Annotated in this window: 14 protein-coding genes; 12 read left to right on the plus strand and 2 right to left on the minus strand. The window is 45.5% G+C overall.

The features are described 5' to 3' along the window. The 12 genes from WC615_RS08640 to WC615_RS08695 form a co-directional block, all read left to right on the plus strand. A partial coding sequence (locus WC615_RS08640) for an ATP-binding protein (RefSeq protein WP_372977708.1) occupies positions 1 to 2,232 on the plus strand: 2,232 nt, incomplete at its 5' end. Positions 2,233 to 2,424: 192 nt separating this feature from the next. Next, entirely contained in the window at positions 2,425 to 2,571 is a 147-nt protein-coding gene (locus tag WC615_RS08645) for a hypothetical protein (RefSeq protein ID WP_372977709.1), read from the plus strand. Positions 2,572 to 3,024: 453 nt separating this feature from the next. After that, entirely contained in the window at positions 3,025 to 6,180 is a 3,156-nt protein-coding gene (locus WC615_RS08650) for a SusC/RagA family TonB-linked outer membrane protein (protein ID WP_372977710.1), read from the plus strand. An 18-nt stretch (positions 6,181 to 6,198) separates the two neighbouring features. Beyond that, positions 6,199 to 7,812 carry a RagB/SusD family nutrient uptake outer membrane protein gene (locus WC615_RS08655; RefSeq protein ID WP_372977711.1) on the plus strand — a complete coding sequence of 538 codons (1,614 nt, stop codon included), beginning with the start codon at positions 6,199 to 6,201 and terminating at the stop codon, positions 7,810 to 7,812. A gap of 31 nt (positions 7,813 to 7,843) precedes the next feature. After that, positions 7,844 to 8,920, plus strand: a complete 1,077-nt coding sequence (locus WC615_RS08660) for an IPT/TIG domain-containing protein (protein ID WP_372977712.1) — start codon at positions 7,844 to 7,846, stop codon at positions 8,918 to 8,920. Between the two features lie 178 nt (positions 8,921 to 9,098). Continuing rightward, positions 9,099 to 9,974 (plus strand): AraC family transcriptional regulator, encoded by an 876-nt coding sequence (locus WC615_RS08665; RefSeq protein ID WP_372977713.1) that lies wholly within the window; start codon positions 9,099 to 9,101, stop codon positions 9,972 to 9,974. 115 nt (positions 9,975 to 10,089) lie between these two features. Next, entirely contained in the window at positions 10,090 to 11,937 is a 1,848-nt protein-coding gene (locus WC615_RS08670) for a sodium:solute symporter family protein (protein ID WP_372977714.1), read from the plus strand. 8 nt (positions 11,938 to 11,945) lie between these two features. After that, positions 11,946 to 13,130 carry a glycosidase gene (locus WC615_RS08675; RefSeq protein ID WP_372977715.1) on the plus strand — a complete coding sequence of 395 codons (1,185 nt, stop codon included), beginning with the start codon at positions 11,946 to 11,948 and terminating at the stop codon, positions 13,128 to 13,130. A gap of 12 nt (positions 13,131 to 13,142) precedes the next feature. Further along, complete coding sequence (locus WC615_RS08680) at positions 13,143 to 14,354, plus strand: AGE family epimerase/isomerase (RefSeq protein ID WP_372977716.1); 1,212 nt, start codon at positions 13,143 to 13,145, stop codon at positions 14,352 to 14,354. Positions 14,355 to 14,359: 5 nt separating this feature from the next. Next, complete coding sequence (locus tag WC615_RS08685; protein ID WP_372977717.1) at positions 14,360 to 16,132, plus strand: alpha-L-arabinofuranosidase; 1,773 nt, start codon at positions 14,360 to 14,362, stop codon at positions 16,130 to 16,132. A gap of 22 nt (positions 16,133 to 16,154) precedes the next feature. Continuing rightward, a complete protein-coding gene (locus WC615_RS08690) occupies positions 16,155 to 17,282 on the plus strand; it encodes a glycoside hydrolase family 26 protein (RefSeq protein WP_372977718.1) in 1,128 nt (375 codons plus the stop codon). Positions 17,283 to 17,461: 179 nt separating this feature from the next. Further along, positions 17,462 to 17,734 carry a hypothetical protein gene (locus tag WC615_RS08695; RefSeq protein WP_372977719.1) on the plus strand — a complete coding sequence of 91 codons (273 nt, stop codon included), beginning with the start codon at positions 17,462 to 17,464 and terminating at the stop codon, positions 17,732 to 17,734. Here WC615_RS08695 and WC615_RS08700 read toward each other — a convergent pair. After that, positions 17,731 to 18,879, minus strand: coding sequence for an MFS transporter (locus WC615_RS08700; RefSeq protein WP_372977720.1), 1,149 nt, complete (start codon positions 18,877 to 18,879; stop codon positions 17,731 to 17,733). The genes WC615_RS08695 and WC615_RS08700 overlap by 4 nt on opposite strands. A gap of 91 nt (positions 18,880 to 18,970) precedes the next feature. Beyond that, positions 18,971 to 19,486: a hypothetical protein gene (locus WC615_RS08705; protein ID WP_372977721.1), complete on the minus strand. Its 516-nt coding sequence runs from the start codon at positions 19,484 to 19,486 to the stop codon at positions 18,971 to 18,973. Positions 19,487 to 19,540 lie beyond the last annotated feature (54 nt).

A 19,540-nucleotide genomic window follows, 5' to 3' on the forward strand; every position in this document is an offset into this window, starting at 1 on the left:
GGGTTCCGTTTTGTGAACTATAACGAGCGGGATGGCTTGCAAGGCAGGGAATTTACCATGAACGCGGCCTACAAAACCCGCAGCGGCGAACTCATATTTGGCGGCGGCAACGGGTTTAATATTTTTAAGCCCGCTAATTTGCGTACAAGTAAAAATAGCCCGGCGTTGGTTTTTACCGATTTTCAGGTGTTTAACAAAAGCATTACCGTGGGCGAAAAGCTTTACGGCAAGGTGATATTGCCGAAGGCCATCACCCAAACCAGCTCGGTTAAGCTGAACCATAACGAGAATGTTTTTGGGATAGAATTTGCCGCCCTGAATTATTTTGATGCCGATAAGGTGAAGTTTGAATACATGATGCAGGGCTTTGATAAAAACTGGATCCCGGCCGATAACCTTACCCGCAAAGTGGTATACACCAATCTTGATGCCGGCGATTATATCTTTAAGGTACGTGCATCAAACCCCGGTTATTGGAATAGTAAGGAGATATTGCTGCATGTAACCATCCTGCCGCCCTGGTGGAAAACTACTTTTGCCTACATCTTATATGTATTGGCATTTGTGGGGACCTTGTTTTATCTGCGCCGCAGGGGTATCCAAAAGATCCGCGCACAGTTCCTGCTGGAGAAAGAACGTGAGGAAACCCAGCGCCTTCACGAACTTGACCTGATGAAGATAAAATTCTTTACCAACGTAAGTCACGAGTTCCGCACGCCGTTATCGCTTATTATGGCCCCGGTAGATAAGATCATTAAACAAATACAGGAGCCCGAAATACAAAAGCAGTTGTTGCTGGTTAACCGCAATGCCAAAAGGCTGCTAAACCTGGTAAACCAATTGCTTGATTTTAGGAAGATGGAGCACCAGGAGCTTAAGCTGCATAATCACCCGGGGGATATTATTGGGTTTATCCGCGACCTGTCGTATTCGTTTACAGATGTAGCCGAGCAAAAAGGTATCGACTTTATATTTGATGCTGAAGTGGATGAATTTAAAACCAGTTTTGACCAGGATAAGATAGAGCGTATCATTTTTAACCTGCTATCCAACGCTTATAAATTTACCCAAACAGGCGGGCACGTGAGTGTGCTGCTCTACTTAATGGATGGCACCGACCCGCAGCACCGCCAGTTAGAAATTAAGGTGATGGATACGGGCATCGGCATCCAAAAGGATAAGCTTGATAAGATCTTTGAACCGTTCTTCCAGAACGATATCCCTGGTTCAATGCTAAACCAGGGCAGCGGGATAGGCCTGTCTATCACCAAAGAGTTTGTGCGCCTGCACGGCGGCGAAATAACGGTGGAGAGCGAGTTTAACCAGGGTAGTTGCTTTACTGTATTATTGCCGTTGCAGCAAGCGGATATGCAGTTGTTTACCGACACCCCTTTACTTTTAGAGCATGCCGAAGATGTGGTGTTTGATTTGAATACCAATCGCTCTGCGCAGATCAGGGGAACCCGTGATGGTAAAAAACCAACCGTATTATTGGTGGAGGATAATGAGGACTTCCGTTTTTATATAAAGGATAACCTGAAAGAGTCGTTTAATATTATTGAGGCCGAGAACGGTAAAAGAGGCTGGCAAAAGGCATTGGCGCAGCACCCCAACCTGGTAGTAAGTGATATTGCCATGCCCGAAATGAACGGGATTGAGCTTTGTCAGAAAATAAAGAGTGATACCCGTACATCACATATCCCAGTGATATTGCTTACCGCCATGGCCGGCGAGGAGCAACAGCTAAAAGGCCTGGGTACCGGTGCCAGCGATTACATGACCAAGCCTTTTAACTTCGAGATCCTGCTATCAAAAATAAAGAATATACTGAGCCAGCAGGAACATATGCGCAAAACCTACCAGAAGCAGGTGGAGGCCAAACCTACCGAAATGCATGTAGATTCGCCGGACGAGGTGTTTATTAAAAAAGTACTGGTGCTGATAGATAACAATATCTCCAACCCCAACTTTTCGGTAGAGGAACTAAGCAGCGATATGTGCGTGAGCCGCTACACCCTCTACAAAAAAATACTGCAGATGACCGGCAAAACCCCCAACGAACTGGTGCGACAGATGCGCCTGAAACGCGCCGCGCAACTGCTGGAAACCGGCCATCTCACCATTTCGCAGATATGCCATAAGGTAGGCTTCAAAAGTCAGAAATACTTTGTGCGCACCTTTAAGGCCGAGTTTAATACCATCCCGTCGCGCTACGCGGAGCTTAGTGAGTAGAGAGGGGGTGAGTGGTGAGTAGTTGCTTGCAATTGTTCCGTACCTACGGCACGGAGAGTTACACTTATTTTTTTACCGGGCTGTTGCTCCTGACGGAGCACTTCGTAAGGTTGTATCCTATCATGCTTCATGAAGTATATTCCATTAATTCATTGCCGTTGGCTTTAGCCAACGGATGATAATAAGTATCAAATGGCTTTAGCCAAAATCCAGCCTATTTTAAAGCAGCGGTCTAAAACCCCATCAGGGTTAAAGACCGGTAGCATAGCACCATCCCAAACCCTGCGTGCCGTAGGTACGCTGCATCATTTTTCTAATCTTCGCTTCTTCGTGAAATAAACGCTTTACAACTAACAGCTATGCAAAATTTAACACCCACAGGCTTTAGCTTATAATACTATTTAAGCACTTTATAAAGTACCTGTATCTTGATTACAGGTACACATTTGTAACTAAATAGCCCAAAAAACATTCATTTTAATTATTAAATATCTTACAATCAATATGTTAATTCGGGTTGACATTTGTGCCCCTATTTATCCACAACAGGGCTTTTAATAGCATATAATTTTAACCCATGAATAATCAATAACGCACCTGCAATAATTACCGGGTGCTGATTATATAAACCAATTAACCATTTTTTTAAAGTTATTAAGCAATGCAGGGTAAGTAATTACACCTGGTACATGGGGATGCCGATGCACAATTGATGCGTTTGCCGGCCGGCTTTTGTAAACAAGTACACCAATTAAAATCAAATATAAATCAACCAAAAACTAACAAATCATTATGGGAAAAATTCTACGAATAGCATTGCTGTTTGCTTCCTTCTTTATTTGTGCCGCAGCTATGGCGCAAACAGGCGGCACAGTGATCAGGGGAACAGTTAAAGATAATACCGGCGCATTACCCGGTGTTACTGTATCTGTAAAAGATGGTACAGGCGTTGCCGTAACCGATGTAAATGGTAAGTATACTATTACCGTATCAGCAACAGCCAAAGTACTTGTGTTTAAATTTATCGGGTTAGAGACCAGCGAGGTTGCCATAGATGGCCGTACCGTGGTTGATGCAACATTGAAGGCCTCAAACACTTCGCTAAACGAGGTGGTGGTAATTGGTTACGGCAGCATCCGCCGTGCCGATATTACCTCATCCATTTCATCAGTTAGCGAAAAGGATATTAGAAATTTACCCGTTGCCGGTGTTGACCAGGCTATACAGGGTAAAGTTGCCGGTGTTACGGTAATGAACAACTCGGGCCAGCCGGGTGCGGGCGTTTCGGTACGAGTGCGTGGTATCACAAGCGCAACCGGTTCAAATGAGCCATTGTATGTAATAGATGGTGTGCAGTTTGGCGCCGAAGGTAACGTAAGCTTAAACCAGGATTTCCTGGGTGGGGGCTCGGGGCAAACAGGCCAGAGCGTTTTGGCTACCTTAAGCCCGTCTGATATTGAGTCTATCGACATCCTGAAAGATGCATCGGCGCAGGCTATTTACGGTTCGCGCGGTGCAAACGGTGTGGTTATCATCAATACCAAACGCGGTAAAGCGGGTACAAGTAAATTCAATTACGATGCCTATGTGGGTTTCTCAGAGATCCCTAAAAAACTAAAAGTGATGGACCTGCGCCAGTACGCGCAATACCGTAACTCGTTAGTGAATGAGGTGCGTGCAGTACCGGGTAGCGGTTTAGATAGCACGCTCGAATTCCGTGATCCATCTGTATTGGGCCATGGCACCGATTGGCAGGACGAGATCTACCAGCGTGGTGTGGTAACCAGCCACCAGATCTCGGTATCCGGCGGTACAGAAAAAACGCAGTTTTACTTTAGCGGCGGTTATTTAAACCAAACCGGTACATTGATAAAAACCGGATTCGACAGGTATACCATCAGGGCCAGTGTTGATCACCAGGTGAATAACTGGTTAAAAATGGGGTTTACCACTAACATGTCAAAAAGCAAACAGCAAATAGGCTTAAGCGATGGTTTTGACGCGGTAACCAGTACGGTGTTATACAATACACCGGTATCGCCTGTGCGCGATATCTATGGTAACTATATTACCAATGCCAATGTTGGCGGTTACCAGATAAACCTTACCAATAACCCGGTTACCTTAGCGCAAAACCGTGATGTACGTACGGGTAATACCAAAGCATTGGGCGCATTATATGCCGAGGTGAAAATTATAAAAGGCCTTACTTTACGTAACGAAGCCAACTACAACTTTAATTTAGAAAGCGACCGCGCGTTCCAGCCTTTTTTGGAGAACAGCGTTACCGGCGACGTGATATTATCGCCAAGCCGCATCCGCGAGCAGCGCAACCAAAGCCTTTACTGGGATGTAAAAAACTTCCTGAATTTTGATCGTTCATTTGGTAAACACAGCATCAGCGCTACCCTGGGCCACGAGGTTCAACGATCGGATTATGATTACATCAACGCAAACCGTAACGGGTTGGTAGCTAACCTGCCGTCGCTAAACGCAGGTTTAGCCGATTTGACCCAGGGCATTGGCGCAGGTGCGGGTACCTGGAGTATGGAATCGTACTTTGCACGTGCGGGCTATACCTTCAATAACAGATATGCTATTTCAGGTACTGTTCGTCGTGATGGTTCATCAAGCTTTGGCCCAGGCAAACGGTGGGGAACGTTCCCTGCGGTTTCTGCATCGTGGACAGTGACTAACGAAGATTTTATGAAGGACATGAAAAATCTGAGCTATTTAAAATTCCGCTTAGGTTATGGCGAGGTGGGTAACCAAAATACCAGCTCTAATGCTTTCGTATCCAATATACAGTTATTTGGTACCGCGCCTTTTGGCCCGGGTAGCTTACCATACAACGTTGCCAACCCTGATCTGGGCTGGGAATCTGTTAAAACCTACAACGCGGGTATTGACTTAACCACGCTGAACAGCAAAGCCGAAGTAACTATTGATGTGTACAAAAAAACTACAACCAATATGCTTTTGGCCAGTCAGTTGCCTTCATTCTCGGGTTTGGGCACGGCGTATAATGATATACAATCGCCAATAACCAATGCCGGCGAAATGACCAACACCGGTATCGATATTGGTATCACCACCTACAACGTAAGCAATAAAGATTTTAGCTGGAAAACCAACGTTGTGTTTAGCCATTACAAAAACAAACTGGTAAGGTTAAACAACCCAACCGCTACATTAAAGGGTATTTTTAACGAGTACGGCACCAGTAACCTGATATCATTAACCGCACCGGGCAGCCCAATTGGCAGCTACTACGGTTTTGTTACCGATGGTTTGTTCCGCACGCAGGAAGATCTGGCTAACGGCCCTATCCCAACAGGTTTAACTGTTGCGCCGGGTTCATTATGGCTGGGCGATATCCGCTATAAAGATTTGGATGGTAACGGAATTATTGATGATAAGGATGCGCGTGTAATTGGCGACCCTAACCCTAAATTCACTTACGGTTTTACCAACACGTTCAATTACAAAGGTATCGATCTGTCAATATTCCTATATGGAAGCTACGGCGGCCAAATATTTAACTATACCCGCAGGCAAACCGAAGCAATGTCTAACTCAAATAATAACCAGTTGGTTACTGTTTTGAACAGGTACACAGAAGCAAACACTGGCTCAAACATGCCAAGGTACAACCAGTGGACAAATAACAACACCAGGATATCTGACAGGTACATCGAGAGTGGTTCATACCTGCGTATTCAGAATGTTGCCCTGGGTTACAATCTGCCAAAAAGCATCATGAGCAGGCTTAAAATAGCATCGGTAAGGGTTTACGCATCAGTACAAAATCTATACACCTTTACCAAATACTCGGGCTACGACCCTGAGTTAGGTGCTATTAACAGTCAGGTAGGTTTCATGAATGTGGATAACGGTCACTATCCAATACCTCGCACATTCACGTTTGGTACCAATATTCAGTTTTAATCGAAAAAAATAAGCAAAATGAAAAGAAATATAATATTCCTGATAGGTGCGTTGGTTTGCTTTAGTGTTGCATGTAAAAAGGATTTCCTTAACCATCCATCCACAACCGGGCCCACTACAGATAATTACTATAATAATGCCGAGCAGGTGAATGGCGCCACCGGTATACTGTATAATAATGTATGGGGCGATTGGTTCGATAAAGCGTTCACATCAGTGGGCGATTTATTGGGCGGTACAGTTACAGGTACGCAGGGTAACGACCAATATAACTCGTTCTATAACTTTAACATTCAAAGTACCGATGGTTTGGTATCAAGCACCTGGAACTCGTGCTACAAGGCTGCAGGCCAGGCATCAGTACTGATACAAACCTTTAAAGATAAAAAAGCACTGCTTGGCGGTACCAATACCGACTTTTTAGATAAGGGTATTGCCGAAGCCAGGTTTATACGCGGCTTTGCCTACTTTTATATAGGCCGTACATTTGGTGATGCACCCATAGTTGATAACCCTTTAGACCTGACCAAGCCCGGCGCATACCTGGTGCCTAAATACCACCAGAAAGATGTATTACGTTTTGCCTTAGAAGACCTGCAGGCAGCTGCCGATGGATTGCCAGAAGTAGCCGCGCAGGATGGCCGAGTAACCAAATATGCTGCTATAGGCATGATGGCTAAAGTTTATCTGTACCTAAAAGATTACATAAACGCAGCTGCAAAAGCTAAACTGGTAATTGATTATTCAAAAGGCGCAGGCAACGGTGTACTTGGTTTGAACGATGATTATAACGCTATGTTCACTTCATCTGCAGCAGCTAATGTTAAAAACAAAGAGAACTTGTTCTCATTAAGATGGCTGTCATCAATGGGATGGAACGGTGGTAACCGTTTCTCTATCTACGCTGCGCCGCAACCTTTGGTACATCCAAAACCAACAGGTGGTAACGGTTACTCGGCGGTAGTACCTTCGTTTGATATGCTAAACCCGGCAACCGGTTATGAAACTGCCGATAAACGCCGCGGGTGGTCTGTAATGCAACAGGGTTTCCATAAAGATGCCTGGGTGAATGATAACTTCCCAACCGGGTTTACTTATGATACAACTGGGCGCGCTACAGACGATCACTTTATTTTTACCGGCACACGCTCAAACATCCAGAAGTATATTGTTGGCCCAAACCGCGCCGATGAACCGGTTACACCTGATGGCCATACCAGTATGCCTACTTTTATTTTACGCTACGCGGATGTATTATTGATATATGCTGAAGCAGTTTTAGGAGATGCTGGGTCTACCGCGGATGCCGGTGCGCTTGAGGCATTTAACAAAGTGCATAACAGAGCAGGTTTAACAAGTTTAACCACCCTAACCCAAAACGATATTTTACATGAACGTAAAGTAGAGTTTGCTTTTGAAGGCGATTACTGGTTTGATATTCAGCGCCAGGGGTTTGCAAAAGCACAGCAGATCATAGCGTCTCAAGAGCGGGGTACGCTGGATGGTAACGGAAGGCTTACCAGCTTTAAAGCAACCCTAAACTCAGCAGCGCAGTTGTTTTTGCCTATACCACAGGCCGAAACCGCGCAAGACCCGAAACTGCTTGAACCTGCTGTTGATTATTACAAATAAGCGATAACGTATTTAAAAATCATTATTGATCATGAAAAGTATATATAAATTGATGATTGTGCTGTTTGCTTTTATAGCAGGTGCATCTGTCATTACCTCTTGTACAAAAGAGAACCAAAAGCCCGCTGCTGCGTCATCAAGCCCCAGGGCCGATAAAATTCAGCCTGATTCTGCCAAAGGAGGCGATGTATTAACCCTTACCGGCAGCGGCCTTGGAGAGATCCAATCTGTAGTATTTGAAAAAGGCAGTGTGCCTGCGCCATTCAACACGGTGTTTAATACCGATAACGCGCTTATTTTCCGTGTGCCGGATACGGCTAACGGAGGGAAGCAAAACATTATCATCACTAATAAAATTGGCAAACAGATAATGGTAAACTTTAACGTTATTGCGTTACCGGTAATATCAACGGTATCTAACTACAATTTTACTGCTAATACTCAAATAACCATCACCGGTAATAACCTTGCTGATGTAACCTCGGTTAAATTTAAAGGGTTTAATGATGCTATAACCATTGTATCGCAAACTAAAAAAGAGTTGGTTATAAAAATGCCCGCCAGCAGTACGGTACCAGGTGCGCCATTAGAAATAACAAACGCCACTGGGCCAATAACCACCACGCAGGTATTTGAGAACCTGGATATGGCCTACCAGATATTTACCGATAATTACGGCGCCGACGGATGGGCAAATAACTCATGGGGCCCGGCAACTATATCTACCACGGTATCAAAATCGGGTGCGGCGTCTTTTGCGGCAACTTATGCAAAAGGTAACTGGTCGGCTGATGGTTTTTCCAACTGGTATCCGGGTCTGGCATCAAAACCCGAGTATAAATTCTTAAGCTTTTGGGTAAAAGGGGCTTCGCAGGATTATACCCTGTATCTTACTGCCGATAAACGTGCTAAAGGATATGGTAATAACGATGATACCACACCGCTTACCATTCCGGCCAAAGTATGGACGTATTTTAAGATCCCGATCTCGACCGCCGGTATATTTAGTACGGGCAGTACAGCAAATACCATAGGTTTCTGGATAAAAGGCCCGAACGACCAGGACGAAACGTTCTATTTTGATGATGTTATTATTGTGAACCAATAATATATTTTAACTGCCCGGCTGGTGGCCCAACACCGGCCGGGTGGTTTTAATGTAATAGTTTAAACAATTTAATTATTGATGTGTGGGTAGGATTTACTGCGATATGTGATTAATATTATATAATATGTGTTAAATTCGTATCAGTATTCACAGTCGAAAAAAACAATAATTATTTATTATGCCAAATAACGTTATGCGTGAGATAACACCGCTTACACCAAGCGATTGCTTCACTATTTTTTCGCGTGTAAAAAACAAGTTCGATTTCCCTCTTCACTACCACGAAGAGTACGAACTGAACCTTATTATAAATGCCAATGGCGCCAAGCGCGTAGTGGGCGGGCACATAGAGGTAATTGACGATCTGGAACTGGTGCTGGTAGGCCCAAACCTTTACCATGCCTGGTTTACACACCAGTGCAAAAGCGAGGCGATAAACGAGGTGACCATACAGTTCCACAAAGATCTGTTCGACGAGAAGTTTCTGCGCCGTAACCAGATGAGCTTTGTAAAAAGCATGCTGGAGCGTTCGCAGCGCGGCATCGCCTTCTCGCCCGAAACTATTCTTACCTTAAAAGACAGGCTGTTATCGCTCGATAAAAAGAACGGATTCGATTCGGTGCTCGAGCTGTTATCCATATTGCACGATCTGTCGATATCGCGCAACATGAAAACGCTTTCAGATCCGAGCTTTTCCAACGAGAAGTTTTATTACAACAGCCGCCGTATCGAAAAGGTGTTTGAGTTTATGAACAACAACTACAATAAACAGGTGAGTCTGGCCGAAGTTTCCCGCATTGCCAATATGCCCGAGGCGTCGTTCAGCAGGTTTATAAAGAAGCGTACCGGCAAAACCTTTATTGATAGTTTGAACGAGATAAGGCTTGGTCATGCATCGCGCATGCTGATAGATAGCACCACCACCGTGGCCGAAATTGCTTATAAATGCGGCTTTAATAATATTTCAAACTTCAACCGCATATTTAAGCGCAAAAAATTCTGCATCCCAAAAGAGTTTAGGGAAACGTACACCGGTAACCGCATATTTATATAATGTTTAATACCGGTTTTTAGCCAGATTGATAAATTAAGGTTAAAATAGTATTATATACAGGGTAATTAAATCATCTATTTTAGCGGGTACCAATTATTACTAATTAATGATTTAAATGAGATTATCCCTTATAGATATTTCCATCATCGTACTGTACCTGTTCAGCACCATATTTATTGGTTTATGGTACCGCAAAAAAGCACGCGAGAATAACGAGAGTTACCTGCTTGGCGGTAAATCATTACCATGGTATAAGCTTGGTTTAAGCGATGCTTCGGATATGTTCGACATCAGCGGTACCATGTGGATGGTAAGCCTGTGTTTTGTGTATGGCATGAAAAGTATCTGGATCCCCTGGCTGTGGCCGGTATTTAACCAAGTGTTTTTAATGATGTACCTGTCGCGCTGGCTGCGCCGCTCAAATGCCTCAACCGGTGCCGAATGGCTGGCAACCCGCTTTGGCAAAACAGGGGCGGGGGTAACCAGTTCGCATTTGGTGGTTATAGCTTTTGCCTTGTTAAGCTGCCTTGGCTTTATGGCCTACGGTTTTATAGGTCTTGGTAAATTCATCGAGATCTTCGTGCCCTGGGACCTGGTAAAAAGTTATATCCCCTTTGATGTAGCGCCGCAATACGTGCCGCATATTTACGGGATCATCTTCACCCTGTTTGCCATGTTCTATTCCATTATAGGTGGTATGCACAGCATTGTACTGGGCGATATGGTGAAATACGGGGTAATGACGGTTGCCTGCGTTTGGATAGGCTTTATAGCCGCCGATCAGATAAGCAGTCACCATTTAAATGTACCCAATGGCTGGTACACGCCATTTTTTGGTAAGTATTTAAACCTGAACTGGACGGGTATCATCACCGAGGTGAACCAAAAAATAAAAAGCGACGGTTACTCGTTGTTTGCCTATTTCTTTATGATGATGACCTTCAAAGGGTTCTTCGCGGCGTTGGCCGGCCCCGCGCCAAATTACGATATGCAGAAGATCCTTTCAACCCGCTCGCCCGAAGAGGCCAGCAAAATGAATGGTTTTGTAAGTGTTATCCTGCTGCCTATCCGCTATACGCTTATCATCAGCTTAACCGCGTTGGGCCTGATCTATTATCACCAAATGAACCTGACCGACGGCACAGGCGCGATAGATTTTGAACGCATACTGCCAGCGGTTATCAATAACTTTTTACCTGTAGGCCTGGTAGGCTTGCTGCTTGCCGGTTTACTTGGTGCATTTATGAGCACCTTTAGCGGCACCATGAATGCCGCGCAGGCCTACATCGTAAATGATATTTACCTTAAATATGTAAACCCAACAGCATCCAACAAAAAAACCATCACCATGAACTACCTGGTAGGCATTGTGGTAGTTGCAGTGGGCGTAATACTGGGCTTTTTTGTAAAAGATATCAATACTATATTACAGTGGATAGTATCAGCTCTATATGGCGGGTACATCGCATCAAATGTGCTTAAATGGCATTGGTGGCGCTTTAATGCCAGCGGCTTTTTCTGGGGGATGCTTGCCGGTATTATTACGGCCATTGTTTTTTCAGCATTGGTAAAGTTCAATTACATTCCCGAAGGGCAGCTGCTGTTCTGGTTCCCGGTGCTGTTCTTAGTATCGCTGGCGGGTTCGGTTATCGGCTCATATGCTACGCCGCCAACAGATATGGCCGTGCTGCAATCCTTTTACACCAATGTAAGGCCATGGGGCTTTTGGGAACCGGTTAAGCAAATAGCTTTGGCAAACGATCCATCCTTTCAGCCAAATAAAAACTTTAAGCTAAACATGTTTAATGTGGTAGTGGGTACTATTGCCCAATGCTGCCTAACCATATTGCCCATGTACCTGGTGCTATGGCAAAAAACGCCGCTATTAATTACCATAGCCATTTTGGCCGTGATGATGGTGATACTTAAACGTACCTGGTGGAACAAACTAAAAGAATACTAAGAACATAAATGATACAGCAATTTAAACAGAGATTAGCCGGATTAGAGGAAGCGTACGCAAAGCTGATCGATATAAATAACGAGATAGATGGCCTGGGTAACGGCGTTTTCGACCGCTACAAATACCCGGTGCTTACCGCGCAGCATGCACCCATCGCCTGGAAATATGACCTTAACCCCGAAACCAACCCCTACCTGATGGAGCGTTTTGGGGTGAACGCCGCTTTTAACGCGGGGGCTATCAAATTCAACGGTAAGTATATAATGGTGGTAAGGGTAGAAGGGGCCGACCGCAAATCGTTCTTCGCGGTGGCCGAAAGCCCTAACGGGATAGACCATTTTGAATTTTGGGAACACCCCATCACCATGCCCGAAACCAACGAGCCTGATACCAACCTGTACGATATGCGCCTAACCGCGCACGAGGATGGCTGGATCTACGGATTGTTCTGCACAGAAAGGCGCGACCCCGAAGCCCCGGCGCACGACCAAAGCATGGCCATAGCAGCTTGTGGCATAGCTCGCACAAAGGACTTATTGACCTGGGAGCGCCTCGCGGACCTGAAAACAAACTCACCACAGCAGCGCAACGTAGTTTTACACCCCGAATTTGTGGATGGCAAATACGCACTGTACACCCGCCCGCAGGATGGCTTCATCAGCGCCGGTAAAGGCGGCGGCATAGGCTTTGGCCTTTGCGATAGTATGGAAAACGCCATGGTTGATGAAGAAACCATCATAGACAATAAACAATACCATACCGTTTACGAAGCCAAGAACGGACAGGGCCCGGCACCTATAAAAACAGATAAAGGCTGGCTGCATTTGGCGCATGGCGTACGTAATACAGCCGCAGGCTTACGCTACACACTGTATATGTTCATGACCGACTTAAACAACCTGATTAAAGTTACCCATAAACCCGCAGGCTACTTTTTAGCACCCGAGGGTGCCGAGCGTGTGGGCGATGTATCAAACGTGGCCTTCTGTAACGGCTGGATAAAGGATGAGGATGGCAGCGTGTTTATCTACTATGCATCGTCAGACACGCGCATGCATGTGGCAACCACAACGGTTGATAAATTGGTTGATTATGTGATCAACACCCCGGCAGATGGCCTGCGTTCGGCAGCATCGGTGAATACCATAAACAGTATCATTAATAAAAATAAAAGCCTTTTAGCGGTACAATAATAAATGGAGACGATGGCGGAGCATACCATAGAAAACCAATTGCATACCTATAAACAGGAGTTGACCGCCGAACTGGGCAACATCCTGAATTATTGGATGGCCAATACTGTTGATGAGCAGTATGGTGGTTTTTATGGTAAAATAGATAACGATAATAACGTTATCCCCGCTTCGCCAAAAGGATCTGTTTTAAATGCAAGGATCTTGTGGAGTTTCTCCGCAGCTTATAACCTGAACCCGGATAAGCAATACCTGGCTATGGCCGACAGGGCTTACCAGTTCATCATTAAACATTTTATTGATGCCGAATTTGGCGGCGTTTATTGGTCGGTTGATTATTTGGGCAACCCGCTGGATACCAAAAAGCAGGTGTACGCATCGGCCTTTACCATTTACGCGCTGAGCGAATATTACAAGGCATCCGGCGTAGCAGAAGCAAAAAACTATGCAGTTAACCTGTACAAATTATTGGTTGATAAAAGCTACGATACTGAGCGAACCGGCTATCTGGAAGCTTTTACCAAAGAGTGGCAACCCATTGCCGACCTGCGCCTGAGCGCCAAGGATGCCAACGAGAAAAAGAGCATGAACACCCACCTGCATGTGCTGGAAGCCTACACTACGCTGTACAGCATTTTGCCGGAGGAGGGATTGAGGGAGCAGGTCATTACACTGATCAATAATTTCCTGGAGCATATCATTGATAATGAGACCAACCATTTGGTGCTGTTTTTTGATGAGGACTGGAATAAAAGATCGGATACGGTATCGTACGGGCACGATATTGAGGCCACCTGGCTTTTGCTGGAAGCAGCCGAGGTAATCGGTCATCATGAGTTAATAGAAAAAGTAAAACATGTATGCATCAAAATAACCGATGCAACTAAACAGGGCTTAGATGCCGATGGCGGTTTATGGTACGAGTATGAACCCGCCGCGCATCATTTAATAAAAGAAAAACACTGGTGGGTACAGGCAGAAGCAATGGTAGGCTTCTACAACACCTTTCAACTGAATAATAAACAAGAATATCTTGATCTGTCGCTTCGGAATTGGGCTTTCGTTAAGCAACACATATTGGATATACAGAACGGTGAGTGGTTTTGGGGCATTTACGCCAACGGCGATGTAATGCAAACCGAAGACAAGGCCGGGATCTGGAAATGCCCCTATCACAATAGCCGGGCATGTATCGAATTAATTAAACGAATAAGCAGACAGTAAACCCAATGAGAACACATTTCCTGAAAACAGGCATGGTGGCTTTAGCTACCCTGGCCCTGCTGCACTCTTGTAAAAAGGACGGCAACACAAACACAAACGGCGGCGGTAAAAATAACGGCGGCACAGATGGCGGTTCAACCGTTATTACCCCACCCAATAACCCCGATATTGCGGCCACGCAAGGCTTTTTTTTAGATGGCTGGCAGGCCAAAGCATTCAGCATCCCGGTGGGATACAAAACGGTAGCCAAGCCGGTAGCGGGTACCGTTGTTGCCACGGTTGACCTAAGCAAGGTGATCACCAAGGTATCAAAAAACCTGTTTGGTAATAATACCAACCCGTTTATGGGGCAGTATGTAGACCAGCCTGTATTGATGCAGCAATTGACAGATTTGTCGCCGAATATTCTGCGTTTCCCGGGGGGCAGCTTATCTGACATTTACTTTTGGAACGGTAGCAATAAAGCGCCCGATGACGCGCCTGCGCAGCTGCTAAATAGTGCCGGTGCTTCAAGCGCTTCTAACTATTGGTTTGGCAACAACACCGCCGATTGGACATTCACGCTTGATAACTATTACAAAGTTTTACAGCAAACCAACAGCACCGGCCTTATTACTGTAAACTACGGTTACGCCCGTTATGGTACCAGCGATAACCCTGTTGAAACAGCCGCTAAATTGGCTGCCGATTGGGTACGTTACGATAATGGCCGAACCAAATACTGGGAAATTGGCAACGAGAACTACGGCAACTGGGAAGCGGGCTACCGCATAAACCCCGCCGCCAATAAAGACGGGCAACCGGCTGTTTTAAGCGGTGCGCTTTACGGCCTGCACTTTAAGATCTTTGCTGATGCAATGCGTAAGGCGGCAGCCGAGGTGGGCAACGTAGGTATTAAAATAGGTATGGTAACAACCGAGGCCGACGAAAAAGACAATACATCAACCATTATACAGGCCTGGAATGCAGATGCCATGACCACCTCAGGCAATTCGCCCGATTTTTATGTGGTGCATAACTACTATACGCCATACATGCAAAACTCATCGCCCGAGCTTATACTGGGAACCCCTGCGGGTGTTACCACCAGTATGATGAACTGGGTAAAAAACTCTCTGCAAAAAGCAGGGCTGCAGCAAAAGCCCGTAGCGTTGGATGAATGGAATATCTTCTCGTCCGGGTCAAAACAAATGGTATCAAACGTGGCCGGTGTGCACGCGGTAATGGTACTGGGCGAATTGATTAAGAATCAATACAGCATGGCCAGTCGCTGGGATCTGGCAAATGCATGGGATAACGGTGATGATCATGGCTTGTTGAATAACAGCGTAAATAGTAGCAATAAAGAACCCGGAGCACCTGCCTGGAACGCCAGGCCTGCATTTTATTACATGTACTTTTTCCAAAAGTATTTTGGCGACCGCATGGTGACCTCGGAAGTAACGGGCAGCCCGGATATTCTTAGCTACGGCTCATCTTTTGAATCGGGCGATGCGGGTGTGGTACTGGTAAACCGAAGCAGCTTAGATAGGGCAGTTACCGTTAACCTTAAAAACTTTGCAGCAGGTACAAGGTATTACTATTACACACTAAACGGGGGTACAGATAATGCGCCGTTCTCGCGCAAGGTGTATGTAAATGGCACCGGCCCTGATGGCGATTCGGGCGGCCCGGCAACATATAAAACTATTGCGGCAAACAGCGCGGCTATTTCGGGCGGGATAATTGTTACTGTTCCTGCCCGTGGAACCGTATTTTTAGTGGCCGAAGGGAAATAATACTATAACATCAATATATCAAATGAAAAATATCTATCGTTACGCTATTACTGCTCTTTTGCTAACCGGCAGTATCCCCGTTATGGCACAGTTAAACAACCCCTGCGATAAGCAGGCCACTTACGAAACCCGCCAGCTGTTTTACAGTATGCAGCGTTTGGTTGATGCAGGTGCAATATTTGGGCACCATGATGATACCGCCTACGGTGTGGGCTGGGCTTATGAGGCTAACCGGTCGGATGTGAAAAGCGTTACCGGCTCATACCCGGCCATGTACGGCTGGGATCTGGCCAAAATTGAGCACGACAGCGAACGCGATATTAACGGCACGCCTTTTAAACTACAGAAACAAATGATACGCGACGCCTACCGCAGGGGAGGCATCAATACTTTTTGTTGGCACATGGATAATCCCGCCAACGGCAAAACCGCCTGGGATACTTCGATGCGTACGGTAAAAGAATTGCTGCCCGGCGGCGCTTACCACGATGTTTATACCAAATGGCTTGATAAAGGCGCCGCTTACATGGCCAGCTTAAAGGGGGATGACGGCGAGCAGATCCCGTTGTTGTTTCGCCCGTTTCATGAGCTTACGGGCAATTGGTTTTGGTGGTGCGCTAATACCAGCACGCCCGAAGAATTTAAGCAGCTTTGGCGCTTTACGGTTGATTATATGCGCGTAACCAAAAAGCTGCATAACCTATTGATAGTTTACTCTACATCTGATTTTAACAGCGAGGCCGATTTTATGCAGCGCTACCCCGGCGATGATTATACCGACTTTATTGGCTTTGACAGCTATTGCTTTAAAACCATACCCAATTATCAGCAAAAACTGGACATGCGCCTGGGTATTTTAGATGCCATAGCCGCCAAAACCGGCAAACTGGCCTGCATCCCCGAAATTGGTTACGAGGGAATCCCGCAAGCCGACTGGTGGACAAAAGTATTAGCCCCAACGCTTGCCAAACACAAAACATCATACGTAGTGGCCTGGCGCAACGGCAACCCAAATCATTACTACGTGCCGTACCCTGGCCAGGTAAGCGAGCAGGATTTTATCAGATTTTTTAAAGAACCAAAAGTATTATTTGAGAACAGGCTTACTCCCTTGGGTGTTTATGGCAAGCCCATTATGCCGGCAAAGTAGCCGCAAATACGCTCGAAGAAAAGTCAAAGACGCGAAGTATCGCGTCTCTACGAATGCCACAATGTAGAGACGCGATACTTCGCGTCTGCTTTAGAAAGGTATTTACGCAGGGCAGGCACCCCTCCAGTTCTTAAAAACTTAATACCACCTCGCCTGTTCTATAAGCAAACTACAAGCTTATGAACGCGTATCAGCAAAAATGGTTGGATGTATTACGGGGCGCAAACCTTAAGGATTGGAAAATTGAAGCCCGTGGCGAAGATATTGCCATTGACATGCCCCATGTTACCGATCTGAAATTGATAAGGGATAACCTGCCAACAACGTTAGGCGCAATATCGCTGGATATAACCCTGCCGCACGAGCGGTTGAAATTTATTTTTCACAATGGGTACGAAAACTTCGAGTACGTTTTAAACCCAAACGCTACTGACCTGAATAAAGGGGATTAAATTTTTGCCTTGGTTGCAAAAACGGTAACGCAAATGCCCATAATTGCTATCAGTGTGAATGATGCCCTTAGCGTGGCTATGCCCGCCACAAAACCTATAACCGGCGGCCCAAACAAAAAGCCCATAAAGCCAATGGTTGATACGGCTGCGAGCGCTACCCCCGGCGACATTGTTTTTGATTTGCCGGCGGCACTGTAAACCAACGGCACTACTGATGATACACCGAACCCTACCAGCATAAAACCAAATATGGCTGTATATAAATAGGGGAATGCCACGGCCGTAAGCAAGCCTGTTGCGGTGAGCATACCGCTAACCTGCAGGGTACGTTTTAAGCCAAAACGGTGTGCAAATTTATCGGCAATAAAGCGGCCGGTTGCCATGGTGAGCATAAAACCAGTATAGCCTGCACCCATTGAAGCGTTTTGGGCAAGCACTACTTTTTTGAAATAGATAACGCTCCAATCAAACATGGCGCCTTCGCATATCATGGAGCAAAATGCAATAACACCCAGCTTGATCAGCGAGTTATCGGGCATTACAAATACCGGCCCGGCGCTGGCAGGTTTATCATTTTTTAAATAGCGGGTGGTAAATATCACGGTGATAATAACCAGGGCCATTATCATACTAAAATGCTTAAAGGGGATAACGTGCTGCCCTATCATGAAGGTACCGATGGCAGCACCGGTAAACCCTGCCAAACTCCATAAGCCATGAAAAGAGGATAGTATGGGCCGTTTGTATAACTCTTCGGCAGCTACGGCCTGGGTGTTAACTGATATGTTTACCGCATTGCTTGAAAAACCGAACAACAGCAGGCAGGCTACCAACTGAACCGTATTTTGCGCCATGCCTAATGACACTAAGGCCAGGCTGTAAACTATTAATGCCGATACGAGTAATTTGCGGCTGCCTATACGGGTAATTACCCAGCCCGAGAAAGGGAGCGAACACATTAACCCTACCGGCAGGGCAAACAATACTCCGCCAAGCCCGGCATCGCTAAGGTTAAGGTTTTGCTGTATGGTTGCTATACGCGATGCCCAGCTGGCAAAGCAAATACCGGCCATGAAAAACATAACCCCAACTGCTATACGCAGGGTAGTACGCGGAAAATTGTAGGATGGTGTTAATTGTTCCAAATATTAGTTATTCATAGTGTTTAACTCACACCAAGGTATAAATATAATCTTATATATAAGACAGTGTTATTAAACCAGCCTAAGCTGTTGGTTACATTTTAATGCTGAATGAACCCGAAATGTTTTTGTCGGTCAAGGTTGTGAAATCGGTTACCTTGCCTGAAAATGATCCTTTAACCGTACCTTTTAAACCGCTATTTCCGGTAGTGGTTATTTCGGTAAATGTTACCGTTCCGCTGCCAACTGAAGTTCCCAATGTAATTATATCTGCATCAAACGTGCCGGCAACGGCTGTTGATGACGTTAGTGAAAATCCGGTTGTCAGGTCAGAACCACCACCTATCTGGGTATTACCTGTTGGCGGGTTTTGTGATGGGGAAATTACCTGGAAAAATGCAGTCTTAAGTGTGGTGGTTTTACCATCAATAGTATAAGTTATTGTACTGCCATTTGATATGCCACCACCGGTACCTGCACCTGCATTTCCGCTAAGGAAATCAGCGCTTGGAACGGTACCCTCCGGGTAAATAGGGGCATCTACCTTACAGCTACCTATCGCGAAAGCAAACACTATTACTGCCAGAAATTTTGTGTAGAGTTTATTCATATAGTTTTATTAATCAGGCTATAAAGATATATAATTTTTTTCGTGCCAATTAAA

The organism is Mucilaginibacter sp. (assembly GCF_041663085.1).
GTDB lineage: Bacteria > Bacteroidota > Bacteroidia > Sphingobacteriales > Sphingobacteriaceae > Mucilaginibacter.